Source organism: Enterobacter cloacae complex sp. HYC042_NIDB, assembly GCF_056673315.1.
Genome location: NZ_CP109650.1, coordinates 621,309 through 639,691, shown reverse-complemented (window position 1 = coordinate 639,691; position 18,383 = coordinate 621,309). Strand labels below are relative to the sequence as shown.

Here is an 18,383-nt window from a genome sequence, read left to right as displayed (position 1 = left end):
TTATGCAACAGGATGCGCACAAGCGAGCATTAATTGCAGGCTCCATTGGTAACTTTATCGAATGGTATGAGTTTGCGGTCTACGGTTTTCTGGCGACCGTGATTGCGAAGAACTTCTTCCAGCTTGAGGGAGAGGCGGGACTGACCAGTCTGATCCTCACCTGGGCCTCGTTTGCCATTGCCTTCTTCTTCCGTCCGCTGGGTGCGGTGGTATTTGGCCGCATTGGTGACAGGATAGGCCGAAAACCGACGCTGATTATTGTGCTGGTGCTAATGACGCTCGCCACCACGGCCATCGGCATCGTGCCCGTCTACGCCAGCATCGGCATTGCTGCGCCGCTGATCGTTACGCTGCTGCGCATCCTGCAGGGCCTGTTCGCGGGCGGCGAGTACGGCGGTGCGGTCTCACTGATGACGGAATTCGCCCCGCGCGGCAGGCGCGGTCTGTACGGCGCGTGGCAGTCCTTTACCGTGGCGCTCGGGCTGTTAGCGGGCGCAGGTATTGTCGCGCTGCTCTCTACCCTCCTCACGCCTGAAGCCCTGCACGACTGGGGCTGGCGCATTCCGTTCTTCCTTGCTCTGCCGATGGGCGTGGTCGCGCTGTGGCTGCGGGTGAGCATGGAAGAGACGCCGAGCTTTGTGCAGCAGAAGGAAAAAGCGGTCATTGCTCAGGCCAGTACTTCCGCCACGCTCAAAACCATCCTGATGGGCATTGGCCGCGTGATGGTCTGGTCCGCGGCGGGGTATACCTACCTCGTGATCATGCCGACCTATCTGCAGTCTGCGCTGCACACCGGGTTTAATCAGGCGCTGCTGATAGCGGTGATTTCTAACATTGGGTTTGCGCTCACCATCATTCCGTCGGGAATGCTGAGCGACAGGATCGGGCGGCGAACGGTGATGATTATGGCCACCGTGCTCCTGCTGATCCTCGCCCTGCCGCTGCTGAAAATTTTGCAGGCGGAGTCCAGTACGATGGCGGTCAAAGCGATTGTGGTGCTGATTGCGGGCGGTCTGGTGGGCATGCTGGCGGGGCCGGGCCCGGCGATGCTGTCTGAGATGTTCCCAACGCGCGTGCGCTATACGGGACTTGGGCTGGCCTATTCGTTATCAAATGCGATTTTTTCGGGCTGTGCGGGGTTAATCATTACCGGGCTGATTAAGCAGACGGGCAACCTGGACATTCCGGCCTATTACGTGATGGCAACGGCGGTGGTGAGTATTTTCGCGCTGATGACGCTCAGGAAGGATGACCATTTACGGTCGTTAGAGGAGTGAGATTGTCACCGTCTGGTGCCCTCACCCCGGCCCTCTCCCACGGGGAGAGGGAGAAAACACTAAAGGCCGTCCTTTGGACGGCCTTGCTGTTTATTCTCCGCGCTGGCGCACCGCTTCAAACAGGCAGATACCCGTTGCAACGGAAACGTTCAGAGACGACACGCTGCCCGCCATCGGGATGCTGATCAGCTCATCGCAGTGCTCGCGGGTCAGGCGACGCATGCCTTCGCCTTCCGCCCCCATCACCAGCGCCAGACGGCCGGTCATTTTGCTCTGATACAGAGTATGATCCGCTTCGCCCGCGGTACCGACGATCCAGATATTCTCTTCCTGCAGCAGACGCATGGTGCGCGCCAGGTTGGTCACGCGGATCAGCGGAACGTTTTCCGCCGCGCCGCAGGCCACTTTCTTCGCCGTCGCGTTCAGTTGGGCAGAGCGATCTTTCGGTACGATCACCGCGTGCACGCCCGCCGCATCCGCGCTGCGCAGGCACGCGCCGAGGTTATGTGGATCGGTGACGCCATCGAGGATCAGGAAGAACGGATTCTCCAGCTCAGCAATCAGATCCGGCAGATCGTTTTCCTGATACTGACGGCCCGGCTTCACGCGGGCAATGATCCCCTGGTGCACCGCGCCTTCGCTTTTCTCATCCAGGAACTGGCGGTTCGCCAGCTGAATCACCACGCCCTGCGCTTCCAGCGCGTGGATCAGCGGCATCAGACGTTTGTCTTCACGACCTTTCAGAATAAACACTTCCTGAAAACGCTCCGGTGCGCGCTCGAGAAGGGCCTGCACCGCATGGATGCCGTAAATCATTTCACTCATTGATGGTTCTCGTAATAAGTATTTCCCCTCTCCCGGTTGGGAGAGGGTCAGGGTGAGGGGAGAATTATTCCGCCTGCTTTTTCTTGGCTGCGCGCTTCGCTTTTGTCGCGGCAGCGATTTTCTGCGTCTTCGCGGAAGGCTTTTTCGCTGAGCGAGCCTCTTTCTTCGCCGCCTTTGGCTTCTGTTTCTTCTCGCCGCGGAACGCGCTGTCCGGCTCGAAGTTTACCTTTTTGCCCGCCTGGCGACGTTTACCGCTCGCTTTGCCGTTTCCGCCTTTTTTCGCCCTTTCACGCTCGGTTTTACCGACGTTACGCGGCGCGCGCTCGCTGGAGATCAGGCTGAAGTCGATTTTACGGTCGTCCATATTCACGGCTTCGACCTTCACTTCCACGCGATCGCCCAGACGGTAGGTCTGGCCGCCTGATTCGCCAATCAGACGCTGGCCGACCTGGTCGAAGCGGTAGTAGTCGTTATCCAGGCTGGAGACGTGCACCAGACCGTCGATAAACAGCTCATCCAGACGAACGAAGAACCCAAAGCCGGTCACGCTGGCAATCACGCCCTTAAAGACGTTGCCCACCTGATCCAGCATAAAGTCACACTTCAGCCAGTCCGCCACGTCGCGCGTCGCTTCATCCGCACGGCGCTCGGTCATGGAACAGTGCTGACCCAGTTGCAGCACTTCGTCCATGGAGTAGTGATAGCCGCCGGTTTCGGTCGTGTTGCCTTTGTGGCCCTGCTCCTGCGCCAGCAGATACTTGATCGCGCGGTGCAGTGACAGATCCGGATAGCGACGGATCGGCGAGGTAAAGTGCGCGTAAGACTGCAGCGCCAGGCCGAAGTGCCCCCGGTTTTCCGGATCGTAAATCGCCTGCTTCATGGAGCGCAGCAGCATCGTCTGCAGCATTTCTGCGTCAGGACGGTCGCTAATGGATTCCAGCAGTTCAGCGTAATCGCGTGGCTCAGGCTTATTACCGCCAGGCAGCTCCAGGCCGAGCTCAGCCAGCACGGAGCGGAACGACGTAATGGCTTCCGTGGTCGGCTTATCGTGAATACGGAACAGCGCAGGCTCTTTGGCTTTCTCAACGAAGCGTGCCGCCGAGATATTCGCCAGAATCATACACTCTTCGATCAGCTTGTGCGCATCGTTACGCTGGGTCTGTTCGATACGCTCAATGCGGCGCTCGGCGTTGAAGATAAACTTCGCTTCTTCGCTCTCAAAGGAGATCCCGCCGCGCTCTTCGCGCGCCTGCTCCAGCGTTTTGTAGAGGTTATGCAGCTCTTCAATGTGTTTAACCAGCGGTGCGTACTGCTCGCGAAGGTCCTGGTCGCCCTGCAGCATATGCCAGACCTTGGTATAGGTCAGACGCGCGTGCGAGCTCATTACCGCTTCGTAGAATTTGTAGCCCGTTAAGCGCCCTTTGGTGGAGATAGTCATCTCACATACCATACAGAGACGGTCAACCTGCGGGTTCAGGGAGCACAGGCCGTTGGAGAGCACTTCCGGCAGCATCGGTACCACCTGCGACGGGAAGTAGACCGAGGTACCGCGGCTGCGCGCTTCGTTATCCAGCGGCGTGTGCGGACGCACGTAATAGCTTACGTCAGCAATGGCCACCCACAGACGCCATCCGCCGCCGCGTTTTTTCTCGCAGTACACGGCATCATCGAAGTCGCGGGCGTCTTCACCATCAATGGTGACCAGCGGCAGGGAGCGGAGATCCACACGGCCCGCTTTGGACTCTTCCGGTACTTCTTCGCGCAGGTTTTCGATCTGCTCTTCGACCGCTTTCGGCCAGACGTACGGAATTTCATGGGTACGCAGCGCCATATCGACGGCCATGCCGGTGCCCATGTTATCGCCCAGCACTTCGACGATTTTACCGACCGCTTTGGTGCGACGGGTCGGACGCTGGGTGAGTTCAACCACCACCACAAAGCCCATACGCGCGCCCATCACCTCTTCAGGTGGGATCAGAATATCGAAGCTCAGACGGCTGTCGTCAGGCACCACGAAGCCTACGCCCGCATCGGTAAAGTAGCGGCCCACAATCTGGCTGGTTTTTGGCACCAGCACGCGAACCACGCGCGCTTCGCGGCGGCCTTTACGGTCTGCACCCAGCGGCTGCGCCAGGATCTGGTCGCCGTGAATGCACATTTTCATCTGTTCGGATGAGAGGTAAAGGTCGTCCTTACGGCCTTCCACGCGCAGGAAGCCAAAGCCATCGCGGTGACCAATGACGGTCCCTTTCAGCAGATCGAGGCGTTCCGGCAGCGCGTAGCACTGGCGGCGGGTAAAGACCAGTTGCCCGTCACGCTCCATCGCGCGCAGGCGGCGGCGAAGGGCTTCAATTTGCTCTTCACCTTCAATATTTAATTCAACGGCAAGTTCTTCACGATTGGCGGGTTTTTCGCGTTTTGTTAAGTGTTCAATGATGAACTCGCGGCTGGGGATAGGATTCGCGTATTTTTCGGCTTCGCGTTCCTGGAAAGGATCTTGTGACATGTCGGTTCCTCCGTTGTCAGCTCCGGTGGAAATTTTCTTCATTCCACCAGCAATAATTTATAAAGCGGTTGATTCTCTTCAACCAAATCGGCCAGCGTGTAGTTATCCAGTTCCTTGAGAAAACTTTGCACGGCCTTAGAAAGCGCCTGTTTCAGGCGGCAAGCGGGCGTAATGTGGCAGAACGCGCTGCTGCAGTTCACCAGAGACAAGGGCTCCAGCTCGCGTACCACATCCCCGATACGAATACTCTGTGCCGGTTTACCAAGACGGATCCCTCCATTCTTCCCGCGGACGGCAGCAACGTATCCGGCACGGCTAAGTTGATTGATTATTTTGACCATATGATTACGGGATACACCGTATACCTCTGTCACTTCAGAGATACTGGTCATCTTCCCTTCGGGTAACGACGCCATGTAAATCAGCGCGCGTAAGCCGTAATCGGTGAAACTTGTTAACTGCACATCAACCTCAGGAAAAAGGGAAAACGCGGTTAAACCGCAGAGATATTCTTTAATGATGATAAACCAGCCAGATAGTTAGCGGCTAATTTATTTGACAGACGGGGCGAAAAAGCGGAGATCCAGGAGCGGTCGCCGGTTGGCGCTACGCTTATCCGGCCTACGGGTCTCCCCGCAGGCCAGCAGTCACGAAGATTATGCGTCGAACGGGTCGCGCAGGATCATCGTTTCAGTACGATCCGGGCCGGTAGAAATAATATCGATCGGCACTTCGGTCAGTTCTTCAATGCGCTTGATGTAATCCAGCGCCGCCTGCGGCAGGCCGCTACGCTCTTTCACACCGAAGGTGGTCTCAGACCAGCCCGGCATAGTTTCGTAGATTGGCTCAATGCCTTCCCAGTCGTCAGCAGCCAGCGGCGTGGTGGTCACTTCGCGGCCATCTGGCATACGGTAGCCTACGCAGATTTTCACTTCTTTCAGGCCGTCCAGCACGTCCAGCTTGGTCAGGCAGAAGCCAGACAGGGAGTTGATCTGCACTGCGCGACGCACGGCAACCGCATCGAGCCAGCCGGTACGACGACGACGACCGGTGGTCGCGCCAAACTCGTTACCCTGCTTGCACAGGAACTCGCCGGTTTCATCAAACAGTTCGGTAGGGAATGGACCCGCACCTACGCGAGTAGAGTACGCTTTGATGATGCCCAGAACGTAATCCACATAACGTGGACCCAGGCCAGAGCCGGTCGCCACGCCACCCGCGGTGGTGTTCGAGGAGGTGACGTACGGATAGGTACCGTGGTCGATGTCCAGCAGCGTACCCTGCGCACCTTCGAACATGACGAAATCGCCACGCTTGCGCGCCTGGTCCAGCAGATCGGACACATCAACAACCATACCGGTCAGAATGTCTGCAATCGCCATGACGTCATCCAGCACTTTCTGGTAGTCAACAGCGTCAGCTTTGTAGAAGTTCACCAGCTGGAAGTTGTGATATTCCATCACTTCTTTCAGTTTTTCAGCGAAGGTCGCTTTGTCGAAGAGGTCACCGACGCGCAGACCGCGACGTGCAACTTTATCTTCGTAAGCCGGGCCGATACCACGACCGGTGGTGCCAATCGCTTTCGCGCCACGCGCTTTTTCACGCGCCACGTCCAGCGCCACGTGATAGTCCAGGATCAGCGGGCAGGCTTCGGAGAGCAGCAGACGCTCACGAACAGGGATACCACGGTCTTCCAGACCTTTCATCTCTTTCATCAGCGCAGCAGGAGACAGCACAACGCCGTTACCGATGATGCTGGTGACGTTTTCGCGAAGAATGCCTGATGGAATAAGATGGAGGACGGTTTTTTCACCGTTGATTACGAGAGTATGGCCTGCGTTGTGACCGCCCTGGTAGCGTACAACATATTTAGCCCGTTCAGTCAGAAGATCGACAATCTTCCCTTTACCTTCGTCACCCCATTGGGTGCCCAGTACGACGACGTTGTTACCCATTTTTTTCAAAATCACCGTTTGCTTAAAAATGGATTCTACCATCGCTTTTTCAGATATACAGCACTTTTTGACCTTAAAATACGCCAATTGCGGCTAGTTTTTGATCAGCCAATCGTTTTCCTCAACATGTAGTAGATAACGATACCGGCAACCACAAGACCACCGCCGAAACGACGCAAAATATTATCCGGTAGCTGGCTCATGGTCGCGATCATACGACGCCATGCGCGCGGATAGAGCATCGGGCCGAGACCTTCCAGCACCAGAACCAGGGCCAGCGCGAGCCAGATCGTTGAATTCATTTTTCATCCTTATAAAAGAAAACCACCGCTCCGTTGGGAGCGGTGGTTTGAATACTCAAACGAGCCTGAGTTTATCGCGTTGCGTTGGTCGGCGTCTTCATATAACGGAAGAAATCGCTGTCCGGGCTGAGCACCATTACATCCTGGTTGCTCTTAAAGCTATTCTCGTAAGCGCGCAGGCTACGGATAAAGGCGTAGAAGTCTGGATCCTGGCTGAATGCATCGGCAAACAGCTTCGCCGCTTCCGCATCGCCTTCACCGCGCAGGATACGGCCCTGACGCTCTGATTCCGCCAGCGTCTTGGTCACTTCATAGTCCGCTGCCGCACGCAGTTTTTCAGCCTCTTCCTGACCCTGGGAGCGATGACGACGGGCAACCGCTTCACGCTCGGCGCGCATACGGTTGTAGATCGCCTCGGACACTTCCGCTGGCAGGTTGATCTGCTTGATACGCACGTCAACCACTTCGATACCCAGCGCCGCCATACTGTTCGGGTTGATCACCGGCACTTTACCGTTGGTTTCAGCCTGAACGCGTTCGGCCGCTTTAGCAATCGCGTCATCCGCTGCTGGCGTTGCCACTTCGTCTTCGGTGCCCGCTGTACCGGAGTTCAGCGCATCGCGCACTTCCAGGGTCAGACGACCGCGGGAGTCGGTCACGATGTCTTTCACATCAAGACGACCAATTTCAGAACGCAGACGGTCAGAGAACTTACGTTTCAGCAGCACTTCTGCCTGAGACACGTCACCGCCGCCCGTTGCCAGGAAGTAACGGCTGAAATCGCTGATGCGCCATTTGATGTAAGAATCAACGATCAGGTCTTTCTTCTCTTTAGTCACGAAACGGTCAGCCTGGTTATCCATGGTCTGGATACGTGCATCGAGCGTTTTCACAGACTGAATGAACGGCACCTTGAAGTGCAGACCCGGCTCGTAAATCACCGGACGTTTGTCGCCATCACGCACGACGCTGCTGAACTGGAACTTGATCCCACGCTCACCCTCTTTCACCACAAAGATCGAGGTATACAGCACGACCAGTACGATGACGATGATCGCAATAACTGACTTACGCATCCTTATTCCCCCTGACGCTGGTAGTCGTTACGCTGCGCGTTAGCACGGCGTTGGTCCATAATGTCACCATCGTTCGAAGAAGGCGTTGTGTTCGCGCTGGAGCTGCCTGATGAGGCTGGCGGCAGACGCAGCAGGTTGTTCGCTCCGCTGGTGTCTTTCGCTGCCGGTGCAGAACCGCCTTTCAGCATCTGATCCAGCGGCAGAACCATCAGGTTTCCGCCTTTGCTGTCGTTAACCAGCACTTTGCGGGTGTGGCTCAGCACTTTTTCCATAGTCTCGATATACAGACGCTCGCGGGTAATTTCCGGGGCGGCTTTGTATTCCGGCAGGATGCGCGCGAAGCGAGCCACTTCACCCTGAGCTTCCAGGATGGTCTGGGTCTTATACGCACGCGCCTCTTCCAGAATACGCTGCGCCTGACCGTTAGCACGCGGCTGAACTTCGTTGGTGTACGCTTCTGCTTCACGGATGTACTGCTGTTCGTTTTCACGGGCAGCAATCGCATCGTCAAACGCGGCCTTCACCTCTTCCGGCGGACGTGCAGCCTGGAAGTTGACGTCCAGCAGGGTGATACCCATGTTGTACGGACGAATCGTCTCTTCCAGCTCGCGCTGGGTATCGCTACGAATAACGGTACGACCTTCGGTCAGGATGCGGTCCATGGTGTATTTGCCGATCACACCACGCAGGGCGCTGTCGGTCGCCTGACGCAGGCTGTCATCGGCACTGGTCACGCTAAACAGATAACGCTCAGGGTCGGTCACGCGGTACTGCACGTTCATCTCGACGCGCACCACGTTCTCGTCAGACGTCAGCATCACGCCGGAGGCGGCCAGTTCACGGACGGACTCCACGTTAACTGCGGTCACGTCATCAATGAAGGTCGGCTTCCAGTTCAGGCCCGGCTCAACCAGATGGCTGAACTTACCGAAACGGGTGACCACGCCGCGTTCTGCTTCTTTAATGGTGTAGAACCCGCTGGCTGCCCAGACGATCACCAGCCCGGCAGCAACGATGCCCACCAGGCGGCCACCTAATTGCGGGCGCGGCCCCTGGCTGGAACTGCCACCCGAGCCAGAACCTTTTCCTCCGCCAAGGCCACCAAGCTTTTTGCTCAGCTTGCGGAAGATATCATCCAGATCCGGCGGCCCCTGCTCGCGACCACCTTTGTTGCCATTTCCCCCAGAGTTGCCGCCTTGATTATTGCTGCTTCCCCACGGGTCGCGGTCTTGTCCGTTATTACCGGGCTGATTCCACGCCATGTATATGCTCCATATTTGTTATGCAAGGGCGAATTTTTCAGGCTTCCCCTTTCTGATCAGACGATATAGTCCGCCAGCGCAGGTTCTTGTTTACAGAGGCGACGCCAGTCAACGATCGGCATACGCACCTGCATCCCCACGCTGCCGTCATCCTCCATCCACTCTTTTTCTATCGCCTGAAGCTGATAAAACCGGCTGCGCAGCCTGCCTTCCTGTGGCGGCAGTCGCAGCGTGTGCTGAGCTACCTCACCGGAAAGACGTTCTGTCAAAGCCTGGAAAAGCAGTGGCACACCGATTCCGGCCTGAGCAGAAAGCCAGACCCGAATCGGTTTGTTCTCTTCATCACGGTCGATACGCGGTTCGAAATCCTCCAGCATATCGATCTTATTCATCACCAACAGGGTGGGAATTTCGTGGGCGTCAATTTCTTCCAGCACCACGTTCACCGCGTCGATGTTCTCCTGCACGCGTACGTCAGCCGCATCAATCACGTGCAGCAGCAGGGTCGCCTGACGCGTCTCCTGCAACGTCGCCTTAAACGCCGCCACCAGATCGTGCGGCAGATGGCGGATAAACCCTACGGTATCCGCCAGCACTGTTTCACCCACGTCTGCAACGTCAATGCGGCGCAGCGTCGGGTCCAGGGTCGCAAACAGCTGGTCTGCGGCATACACCTGGGCCTCGGTTATCTGGTTAAACAGGGTGGATTTACCGGCGTTGGTATAGCCCACCAGCGACACCGTGGGGATGTCGGCTTTGGTTCGCGCCCGACGCCCCTGTTCACGCTGTTTCTCGACACGTTCCAGACGTGAGAGGATCTGGGTAATACGGCCACGCAGCAAACGGCGGTCGGTTTCGAGCTGGGTTTCACCCGGACCGCGCAAACCAATCCCGCCTTTTTGTCTTTCAAGGTGGGTCCAGCCACGCACCAGACGCGTCGCCAGATGGCGCAACTGCGCCAGCTCAACCTGCAGTTTCCCCTCGTGGGTACGGGCACGCTGAGCAAAAATGTCTAAAATCAATCCCGTGCGATCGATAACACGGCATTCGCAGAGAGCTTCCAGGTTGCGCTCCTGGGCTGGAGACAGCGCATGATCAAACAACACGACTGACGCGCCGGTTGCTTTTACGGCATCCGCAATTTCTACTGCTTTACCTTCACCAACAAAATACTTTGGGTGCGGCGCTTTACGGCTACCGGTAATCACCTGCATTGCTTCGACACCGGCGGAAGAGACCAGAGATTCAAACTCCTGGAGGTCTTCCATATCTTTGTCTTGCGAAAAATAGATGTGTACCAGCACCGCCTGCTCACCGGCATCATAACGGTCAAACAAGCGTAAACCTCTCTAAAAAGATCAGCGGGGAACGCAGGATCCCTGGCTCCCCGTGTGGATAACAGCTAAAACCTTATTCGGTCTCGTCGCTGTCCTGCGCAGGAGCAGAAGAACCCTGCGCGTTGCTGCCATGATGGTAGTTACTGCCTGTGCCGCCGCCAGCGTTATTGCTGTGATGAGAGACCGGACGGGACGGAACAACAGTAGAGATAGCGTGCTTGTAGACCATCTGGCTGACCGTGTTTTTCAACAGGATCACGAACTGATCGAAAGACTCAATCTGACCTTGCAGCTTAATACCATTCACCAAATAAATAGAAACTGGAACACGTTCCCGACGCAATGCGTTCAGGAACGGATCTTGTAAAGATTGCCCCTTAGCCATTCTATCTTTTCCTTATATGCTTGTTTTGTACTTAGAACCTTGCGATTCTGAAAAATTGCGCACGATACGTCTCAATTGTACACATTCAGTGGGCGATATCACCAACAACCTCAATCACATCGTTTAACGCCTGTTGCGGTTTTTCACTGTCTAACCAGTGAACCCCCTCCCAACCGCGCAACCAGGTGATCTGGCGCTTCGCTAACTGTCTCGTGGCGCAAACACCTCGATAAACCATTTCATCGTATGAAATCTCACCTTCAAGATACGACCACATCTGGCGGTATCCCACACAACGAACGGAAGGCATATCCGTATGCAAATCTCCACGGGCAAATAGCGCCCGCACTTCTGCTTCAAAATCTGAAGCCAACATCTGATGAAAACGCTGCTCAATTCGTTGATGGAGCAGTTCACGGCTCGCCGGGGCGATGGCGAACTGATGCACCTGATACGGCAGAGCGTCTCCTGACGTTTGCGTCAGTTCCGTTAAAGTTTTACCCGAAATGAAAAAAACTTCCAGTGCCCGGGAAAGCCTTTGCGGATCGTTTGGATGGATTCGCGCCGCCGCAACCGGGTCAATCTCTGCCAGTTGCTTATGCAATGCGTCCCACCCCTGCTCTGCCGCCTGCTGCTCAATCTTTGCTCTGATTTCAGGATCTGCAGAAGGTAAGGGTGACAAACCTTCGAGCAGCGCCTTGAAGTAGAGCATGGTTCCGCCAACCAACAGCGGTATACGCCCCGCCGCCGTTATCTCGGCCATCTCAGCTAAGGCATCCCGGCGGAAATCCGCTGCGGAGTAAGCCTCTGCCGGGTCGAGAATATCCAGCAAACGGTGCGGTGCCGCACGCAGTTCGTCTGCGCCGGGCTTCGCCGTGCCGATGTCCATCCCTCGATAGATGAGGGCGGAATCAACGCTAATCAACTCTACAGGCAAAACTTTACGTAACTCAATGGCTAACGCTGTTTTGCCAGAGGCCGTTGGGCCCATTAAAAAAATTGCCTTTGGCAGGCTCGCCTTGCTTACGTCAGTCATGTTTCAGGGCGGTCATCGCCGTTTTTAAATCAACAGGTTGTAATAACCCACCCGGCGGCGCTTTCACCAGCTGTGGGCAGAGGCGTTCCACCTCCGCCAGCACGGTAATCGCCTGCGCCATACTCCACGGTGAATGTTCGCTGGCCAGATGGCGGGCGATCCACTGCGCGGTGTTGGCAGCCTCCAACGATGTTTGCTGCGCCAGGTAGCCTATCAGTTCAGGAATCAAGTTTTGTAAATTTTGTTGGCGTAAGGGTAAAGGCACTGCGCGAATTGTCACATGTTGTGGTTCGAGCACAATTTCAATGCCCATTTGCGCCAGCTGGGCCTCTGCACGCTGCAATACCCTTGTTTCTTCAGCGGATATTTTCAGGCGAACCGGGATCAATAACGGCTGCGTACAGGCCGCATTTTCCCCTGGCGTCAGTTGCGCCTGCTTGAGCCAGCGTTCGGCAACCGGCAGCGCCAGAAGCAGCAGTTTGCCGTCGCGCTCAAGCAGGGCCATATCCGGTGCGATAATCGTCAGCACCCGGCCAAAACTCTGGCTATGGCCTTCAAGGGAAGGTGTCGCCACCGAAACGTGCTCTTTGCGCTCGACTGCGGGCGTTTCCAGCAGTTTACGGTACAGCGCCCCCTGCTGCTTCTGATAGCCGGGCTGAGCGTTCGGGTAGTTCACGCCCGTCGGACGCGGCGCGGCTCCTGCAGAGGAAAAACGCGGGGCGTCTGGTCCACGCGCGACGGCAGGCTCCGCAAAATGGTTGCGGCCCGCAGCAACACGGTTTTCCGGAATGGGGCGCGGTGCGGAGTCTTCTTTTTCCAGCGGCAGCGTGGGTTCAAGCTGCTGTTGCAGCACGCTCAGCACGCCCTGGTAGATAAAATCATGCACCAGACGCGACTGATGGAAACGTACTTCATGCTTGGCAGGATGGACGTTGACATCCACCTGATGCGGGTCGATCTCCAGATAAAGCACAAAGGCCGGTTGCTGATCGGCCCCGAGCTTGTCTTCGCAGGCCTGGCGAATGGCGTGGTTAATGAGGCGGTCGCGCATCATGCGGCCGTTCACGTAGCAATACTGAATTTCAGAATACGCCGCGCTACTGGCGTTCGGATCGGCCACCCAGCCGCGTAAAGCCAGATCGCCGTGCTGCCACTCGATAGCCAACGCCTGCTCCAGGAACGGCGTCCCGCAGATAGCGCCTAACCGCCGCTCTTTCTGACCACCTTCAGCCACCGCGCGGTACTGGCGCATTACCTTGCCGTTATGGCTGAGGTTGATGGTGACGTCGAAACGGGCGAGCGCAATTCGGCGGATGATCTCGTCGATATGGCCGAACTCGGTTTTTTCGGTACGCATAAACTTGCGGCGGGCGGGAGTATTGTAGAACAGGTCCAGAACTTCCAGCGTAGTACCGACAGGGTGCGCCGCGGGTTTGACCGTGACGTCCATATCCCGCCCTTCAGCGTAGGCCTGCCAGGCTTCCTGCTGTTCAGCGGTGCGGGAGGTCAGCGTTAAACGAGAAACCGAGCTGATACTGGCCAGCGCTTCGCCGCGAAAACCGAGGCTGATAATCGCTTCCAGGTCATCCAGAGAGGCAATTTTACTGGTGGCATGACGCGCCAGCGCCAGCGCCAGCTCCTCTTTTTTGATGCCGCAGCCGTTGTCGCGAATGCGGATAAGCTTTGCGCCGCCGCGTTCGATATCAATATCAATGCGGGTGGCGCCCGCATCGAGGCTATTTTCAACCAGCTCCTTCACCACCGACGCAGGGCGTTCCACCACCTCACCGGCGGCGATTTGGTTCGCGAGCTGCGGCGGCAGAACCTGAATCGGCATGAAATCTCCTTAATTTGTGGCGGTCAACCCACCCGGCTGCGCGGCGCTGGCCGTCTGGGCTGCTCCGCCCTGCGGCGCGGACTGCAGAGGATGCGCCTCAAAATATTTACGTAAACCGTTATAAATCGCTTCGGCAATTTGCTGCTGATAGCTGTCGCTGCCCAGCAGGCGCTCTTCACTGTTATTGCTGATAAAGCCCGTCTCTACCAGAATTGACGGAATATCCGGCGAGCGCAGAACGCCCAGGCTCGCATGTTCAGGGCGGCGCTTATGCAATGCCCCGATGCCCTGCAACTGGTTCAATACGTTAGTGGCGACATCATACCCGACGCGCTGAGAATGACCGAACTGTAAATCCAGCACCGCCTGGCTGAGGTATGGGTCAGACTGGCTGTTTGCCAGCACATCACCCGCACCGCCTAACAGTTCAGACTGTTTCTCATGCTCTTCCAGCCAGTTGGCCATTTCGCTGTTTGCCCGGCGGTTCGACAGGACCCATACCGAGGCGCCCGTCGCGTTACGGTTCGGTGCGGCATCCGCGTGAATGGAGACCAGGAAATTGGCGTTTTGCTTACGCGCCACGTCTGAGCGGCCCATCACAGAGATAAAATAGTCGCCGTCGCGGGTTAGTACGCCTTTAAACATCGGATCATCGTTTAACAGCGTCCGCAGCTTGCGGGCCACCGCAATAGTAACATTTTTCTCTCGCGTGCCGCCTGGGCCAATCGCTCCAGGATCCTGTCCACCGTGCCCGGCATCAATGGCGATAATCACTTTGTCACCGCTGACCGTACGCTGTGCGCTGACCGCCGGACGCGTTACCGTGTTACTGCTGGTTGCCGCGGTGATGCGATCGTTCTGCGATTTAAACGGATTACGCGCAGGTTCCGATGGGCGAGGCGTATACACCGGCTCTTCCACGCGTTTCGCGACAACCGGTGGCGGCGGAGGCGGCGGAACATCGGCATTGATGGTGAAGACCACCGTATAGTTCGCCCCGTTTTGCTGCTTCACCGCCTTCGTTTTGCCCTTTTCGGTCAGATCGACCACCAGGCGCAGCGACTGGCTGTCCTGAGGGGTACCCGAGCGGATACTTTTCACCAGGTTGTTACCGCTGAACCGCAGCGGTAATCCCTGGATCACGCCTGTCTGTTTGATATCCAGCGCCACGCTGTGGCTGTCTGGCTGTGAAAACGCGTATTCAGGGTCGCCCATAAAGCTGAACGTAATCCGCGCCTGGCTTTCGCCGTTTGACACCTGAATATCCGAAAGGCTTGCCGCCCCGGCCTGCGCGCACAGCAGCACCGTCGCAGCCAACACCCAACCTTTAACGCGACTAATCATCCCGTCATCCCTACTCTTAACCGGCGAGACGCGCCAGTAAGGAACACCCTGATGAGGAAACCGCACTGATGCGAGCCTCACGCCCTTGAGCCTGGTAATCTAAGTGAATTTCGACATCCGGGTCAGGCAGCACACCCGCACCTTGTTGCGGCCACTCCACCAGGCAGATGGCGTCGTTGGCAAAATAATCACGGATCCCCATAAATTCCAGCTCCTCAGGATCCGCAAGGCGGTATAAATCAAAGTGGTACACCATAAGATTGTCGAGGGTGTACGGCTCGACCAGCGTGTAGGTAGGGCTTTTCACGTTCCCGTTATGCCCTAACGCCTGCAAAAAACCCCGGCTGAAGGTGGTTTTACCCGCACCTAAATCGCCATACAGATAAATGACGGTTGCCCCCTGACAGGCCTGCGCCACGCGCTTGCCGAGATCTAAAGTGGCTTGTTCATCAGGTAAAGGAATCGCTCGATTAGTCATTTTCTACGTCAATCACATCCGGGTTAACAACACGCCGCAGCGTGCAAAAGAGATCGGTGGCCAGCATACCGCGTGTCCCCTCCCGCGCAGCAAGCCTGTCAGCTGCCGCGCCGTGGGCCACGCAGCCCGCACAGGCTGCATCATAAAGGGGAAGTTTCTGTCCAAGCAATGCGCCGATGATGCCTGAAAGCACATCGCCCATACCGCCGCTCGCCATGCCCGCATTTCCGGCATCAATAATGCCCTGCGTCTCGTCACTGGCGACAACGGTGCCTGCCCCTTTCAAAACGGCAACACCTCCGTAACGTTTTACCAGACGCTGAGCAGAAAGTAAGCGATCGCTTTCAATTTCTGCCACGCTGCAGTTAAGCAGGCGCGCGGCTTCGCCGGGGTGTGGCGTCAGAATGCGATTGTGACGCTTATCCGGATTTATTGCCAGAAGGTTAAGCGCGTCGGCATCCCACAGCATCGGTTTACGAAAATTCTCGACCTTTTGCAGGGCCTGTTTACCCCATGTCTGTTGCCCAAGCCCGGGACCAATAACCACCACATCCGCCCATTCGAGGCTTTCTTCCAGCGTCTGGGGCGTAAGCTCATGGACCATCAGTTCCGGTCGGGCTGTGATGATTGGCGCAATATTTTCAATGCGAGTGAGTACTCGCACTAACCCGGCACCGCTGCGAAGTGCCGCCTCACCGGTCATGCGAACCGCTCCTGCCGTACCGCGATCGCCACCAATAATCACCAGCCTGCCGTTGTCGCCCTTGTGAGACGTTGCGCGGCGCGGCGGAAGCCACTCTTTTAGCTGCGAGGAATCAAAGCGCGACAGGAGCGTTTCCTGTCCAACGAGCCAGCTCTCCAGCCCCAGCGCGTTATGGTGCAATACGCCGACCACATCCCGCGCTTTTCCGGTTAACAGGCCCGGCTTCAGGGCGATAAAGGTCACGGTGTGCGCAGCCTGAATAACGGCGCCAGGCGTCGCACCGGTCTGCGCGATCAGGCCCGACGGAATATCCAGCGCGACTACCGGCGCAGAGTACCCGTTAGCGTGTTCAATAAGCGCGGCAATGTTTTCGCGAGGCGCGCTGCGTAGCCCGGTCCCCAGCAGACCATCAACAATCAGATCAACATCTTCCGGCCAGACGATATCAGGAGCATGAATCACGCCGCCTGCGTTCAGCCATGCCTCCCGCGCCGCGCAGGCCTCTTCCGGCAGGGGCTTATCACTCTCCAGCGCCAGCAGGGTAACGCGGAGACCGGCAGCAACGGCAAGACGCGCAACGACGTAACCGTCGCCGCCGTTATTGCCGTGCCCGCACAAAATCAGCCAGTGAGTGGACTGCGGGTACGCGCTGCGGGCAACGTTAAACGCCGCCTCTCCCGCGCGCTGCATCAGTTCATAAAGGGTAATGCCGAGACTGTCTGCGGCCTCTTTTTCGGCGCGCCGGAGGTCATCCGCATGCCAGATGGAATGTGGTATACTTGCGGGGTTTTTCTTCACCGTATGGTCCGTCATGTCACAGCCCCTCGATCTCAATGAATTAGCGCAAAAAATAAAACAGTGGGGTGCTGAGCTTGGCTTCCAGAAGGTAGGCATTACCGATACCGACCTCTCTGCCAGCGAGCCAAAACTGCAGGCCTGGCTGGACAAACAATACCACGGCGAAATGGAGTGGATGGCGCGTCACGGCATGATGCGCGCCCGTCCACATGAACTTTTACCGGGTACACTACGCGTCATCAGCGTGCGCATGAACTACCTGCCTGCCAACGCGGCCTTTGCGCGCACGCTAAAAAATCCCTCCCTGGGTTACGTCAGCCGGTACGCTCTGGGGCGTGATTACCATAAGCTTCTGCGTAACCGCTTAAAAAAACTCGGGGAAACCATTCAGCAGCACTGTGATTCGCTGAATTTTAGACCCTTTGTCGATTCCGCGCCTGTTCTTGAGCGCCCGATCGCCGAAAAAGCCGGACTTGGCTGGACAGGTAAGCACTCACTTATCCTGAGCCGCGACGCCGGATCGTTCTTCTTCCTCGGTGAGCTGCTGATAGATTTACCCCTGCCGGTAGACGGCCCGGTGGAGGAAGGCTGTGGCCGCTGCGTGGCCTGCATGACCATCTGCCCGACGGGCGCCATCGTTGAGCCTTACACCGTTGATGCCCGCCGCTGCATCTCCTATCTCACGATAGAGCTTGAAGGGGCGATCCCGGAAGAATTCCGACCGCTTATCGGCAACCGGATCTACGGCTGCGACGACTGCCAGCTGATTTGCCCGTGGAACCGCTATTCACAGCTGACGGACGAAGAGGACTTCAGCCCGCGTAAAGCGCTGCATGCGCCACAGCTTATTGAGCTGTTCGCCTGGACCGAAGCCTGGTTCCTGAAGGTGACGGAAGGTTCCGCTATTCGGCGTATCGGCCACCTGCGCTGGCTGCGAAACGTGGCCGTCGCGCTGGGCAATGCCCCGTGGGATGAAGCGAATATTCAGGCGCTCGAAAGCCGTAGAGGTGAGCACCCACTTCTTGATGAACACATAGAATGGGCGATTGCGCAGCAAATCGAGAAGCGAAATGCCTGCGTGGTCGAGGTGCAGCTTCCTAAGAAACAGCGGCTGGTTAGGGTGATTGAAAAAGGGCTTACGCGGGATGCGTGATATATTCACAGCCTGTGTATAAAAATAAAAACTCAAGCGCCATCTGGACTTGAGAAGAGGTCAAGTGATCTCAATAACATTTTGAAATGAAATTTTATCCAATTAATAC

The 18,383-nt window shown here is 56.9% G+C and carries 16 protein-coding genes; 2 read left to right on the top strand and 14 right to left on the bottom strand.

The genetic code is table 11. The annotated features are described in order from the left end of the window. The first annotated feature begins 2 nt into the window (after positions 1 to 2). On the top strand, positions 3 to 1,277 hold the full coding sequence (locus tag OKF39_RS03060) for an MFS transporter (RefSeq protein ID WP_479983456.1): 1,275 nt from the start codon (positions 3 to 5) through the stop codon (positions 1,275 to 1,277). A 90-nt stretch (positions 1,278 to 1,367) separates the two neighbouring features. On the opposite strand, the gene rlmB is transcribed toward OKF39_RS03060, so the two are convergent. The 14 genes from rlmB to nnr form a co-directional block, all read right to left on the bottom strand. Further along, on the bottom strand, positions 1,368 to 2,102 hold the full coding sequence (rlmB, locus tag OKF39_RS03055; RefSeq protein ID WP_028015258.1) for a 23S rRNA (guanosine(2251)-2'-O)-methyltransferase RlmB: 735 nt from the start codon (positions 2,100 to 2,102) through the stop codon (positions 1,368 to 1,370). Positions 2,103 to 2,166: 64 nt separating this feature from the next. Next, positions 2,167 to 4,608 carry a ribonuclease R gene (gene rnr / locus OKF39_RS03050; RefSeq protein WP_047364108.1) on the bottom strand — a complete coding sequence of 814 codons (2,442 nt, stop codon included), beginning with the start codon at positions 4,606 to 4,608 and terminating at the stop codon, positions 2,167 to 2,169. Between the two features lie 38 nt (positions 4,609 to 4,646). After that, positions 4,647 to 5,072 (bottom strand): nitric oxide-sensing transcriptional repressor NsrR, encoded by a 426-nt coding sequence (gene nsrR / locus OKF39_RS03045; protein WP_028015256.1) that lies wholly within the window; start codon positions 5,070 to 5,072, stop codon positions 4,647 to 4,649. Positions 5,073 to 5,264: 192 nt separating this feature from the next. After that, positions 5,265 to 6,563: an adenylosuccinate synthase gene (locus OKF39_RS03040; protein ID WP_006178975.1), complete on the bottom strand. Its 1,299-nt coding sequence runs from the start codon at positions 6,561 to 6,563 to the stop codon at positions 5,265 to 5,267. A gap of 104 nt (positions 6,564 to 6,667) precedes the next feature. Further along, positions 6,668 to 6,865, bottom strand: a complete 198-nt coding sequence (locus tag OKF39_RS03035) for a DUF2065 domain-containing protein (RefSeq protein ID WP_003855996.1) — start codon at positions 6,863 to 6,865, stop codon at positions 6,668 to 6,670. Between the two features lie 71 nt (positions 6,866 to 6,936). After that, entirely contained in the window at positions 6,937 to 7,941 is a 1,005-nt protein-coding gene (hflC, locus tag OKF39_RS03030; protein WP_028015255.1) for a protease modulator HflC, read from the bottom strand. A gap of 2 nt (positions 7,942 to 7,943) precedes the next feature. Continuing rightward, on the bottom strand, positions 7,944 to 9,203 hold the full coding sequence (gene hflK / locus OKF39_RS03025; RefSeq protein ID WP_028015254.1) for an FtsH protease activity modulator HflK: 1,260 nt from the start codon (positions 9,201 to 9,203) through the stop codon (positions 7,944 to 7,946). Between the two features lie 56 nt (positions 9,204 to 9,259). Then, positions 9,260 to 10,540 carry a ribosome rescue GTPase HflX gene (gene hflX, locus OKF39_RS03020; protein WP_023331851.1) on the bottom strand — a complete coding sequence of 427 codons (1,281 nt, stop codon included), beginning with the start codon at positions 10,538 to 10,540 and terminating at the stop codon, positions 9,260 to 9,262. A 73-nt stretch (positions 10,541 to 10,613) separates the two neighbouring features. Beyond that, complete coding sequence (hfq, locus tag OKF39_RS03015; RefSeq protein ID WP_013095287.1) at positions 10,614 to 10,925, bottom strand: RNA chaperone Hfq; 312 nt, start codon at positions 10,923 to 10,925, stop codon at positions 10,614 to 10,616. Between the two features lie 85 nt (positions 10,926 to 11,010). Continuing rightward, positions 11,011 to 11,961 (bottom strand): tRNA (adenosine(37)-N6)-dimethylallyltransferase MiaA, encoded by a 951-nt coding sequence (gene miaA / locus OKF39_RS03010; protein ID WP_028015253.1) that lies wholly within the window; start codon positions 11,959 to 11,961, stop codon positions 11,011 to 11,013. Next, a complete protein-coding gene (gene mutL / locus OKF39_RS03005) occupies positions 11,954 to 13,798 on the bottom strand; it encodes a DNA mismatch repair endonuclease MutL (RefSeq protein WP_479983455.1) in 1,845 nt (614 codons plus the stop codon). Before mutL ends, miaA begins: the two co-directional genes overlap by 8 nt. A gap of 9 nt (positions 13,799 to 13,807) precedes the next feature. Then, positions 13,808 to 15,142: an N-acetylmuramoyl-L-alanine amidase AmiB gene (gene amiB / locus OKF39_RS03000; RefSeq protein ID WP_479983454.1), complete on the bottom strand. Its 1,335-nt coding sequence runs from the start codon at positions 15,140 to 15,142 to the stop codon at positions 13,808 to 13,810. Between the two features lie 16 nt (positions 15,143 to 15,158). Continuing rightward, positions 15,159 to 15,620: a tRNA (adenosine(37)-N6)-threonylcarbamoyltransferase complex ATPase subunit type 1 TsaE gene (gene tsaE / locus OKF39_RS02995; RefSeq protein WP_028015250.1), complete on the bottom strand. Its 462-nt coding sequence runs from the start codon at positions 15,618 to 15,620 to the stop codon at positions 15,159 to 15,161. Then, on the bottom strand, positions 15,613 to 17,136 hold the full coding sequence (nnr, locus tag OKF39_RS02990; protein WP_248038562.1) for a bifunctional ADP-dependent NAD(P)H-hydrate dehydratase/NAD(P)H-hydrate epimerase: 1,524 nt from the start codon (positions 17,134 to 17,136) through the stop codon (positions 15,613 to 15,615). The genes tsaE and nnr overlap by 8 nt, the downstream gene beginning before the upstream one ends. Here nnr and queG point away from each other — a divergent pair. Further along, entirely contained in the window at positions 17,135 to 18,274 is a 1,140-nt protein-coding gene (queG, locus tag OKF39_RS02985; protein ID WP_028015248.1) for a tRNA epoxyqueuosine(34) reductase QueG, read from the top strand. The two genes, nnr and queG, sit on opposite strands and share 2 nt — an antisense overlap. Positions 18,275 to 18,383 lie beyond the last annotated feature (109 nt).

Bases quoted from the DNA above. Each gene is read 5' to 3' on its own strand.
- OKF39_RS03060 (WP_479983456.1), top strand. From the start codon at position 3: ATGCAACAGGATGCGCACAAGCGAGCATTAATTGCAGGCTCCATTGGT.
- rlmB (WP_028015258.1), bottom strand. From the start codon at position 2,102: ATGAGTGAAATGATTTACGGCATCCATGCGGTGCAGGCCCTTCTCGAG.
- rnr (WP_047364108.1), bottom strand. From the start codon at position 4,608: ATGTCACAAGATCCTTTCCAGGAACGCGAAGCCGAAAAATACGCGAAT.
- OKF39_RS03040 (WP_006178975.1), bottom strand. From the start codon at position 6,563: ATGGGTAACAACGTCGTCGTACTGGGCACCCAATGGGGTGACGAAGGT.
- OKF39_RS03035 (WP_003855996.1), bottom strand. From the start codon at position 6,865: ATGAATTCAACGATCTGGCTCGCGCTGGCCCTGGTTCTGGTGCTGGAA.
- hflC (WP_028015255.1), bottom strand. From the start codon at position 7,941: ATGCGTAAGTCAGTTATTGCGATCATCGTCATCGTACTGGTCGTGCTG.
- hflK (WP_028015254.1), bottom strand. From the start codon at position 9,203: ATGGCGTGGAATCAGCCCGGTAATAACGGACAAGACCGCGACCCGTGG.
- hfq (WP_013095287.1), bottom strand. From the start codon at position 10,925: ATGGCTAAGGGGCAATCTTTACAAGATCCGTTCCTGAACGCATTGCGT.
- miaA (WP_028015253.1), bottom strand. From the start codon at position 11,961: ATGACTGACGTAAGCAAGGCGAGCCTGCCAAAGGCAATTTTTTTAATG.
- mutL (WP_479983455.1), bottom strand. From the start codon at position 13,798: ATGCCGATTCAGGTTCTGCCGCCGCAGCTCGCGAACCAAATCGCCGCC.
- amiB (WP_479983454.1), bottom strand. From the start codon at position 15,142: ATGATTAGTCGCGTTAAAGGTTGGGTGTTGGCTGCGACGGTGCTGCTG.
- tsaE (WP_028015250.1), bottom strand. From the start codon at position 15,620: ATGACTAATCGAGCGATTCCTTTACCTGATGAACAAGCCACTTTAGAT.
- queG (WP_028015248.1), top strand. From the start codon at position 17,135: ATGTCACAGCCCCTCGATCTCAATGAATTAGCGCAAAAAATAAAACAG.
- nnr (WP_248038562.1), bottom strand. From the start codon at position 17,136: ATGACGGACCATACGGTGAAGAAAAACCCCGCAAGTATACCACATTCC.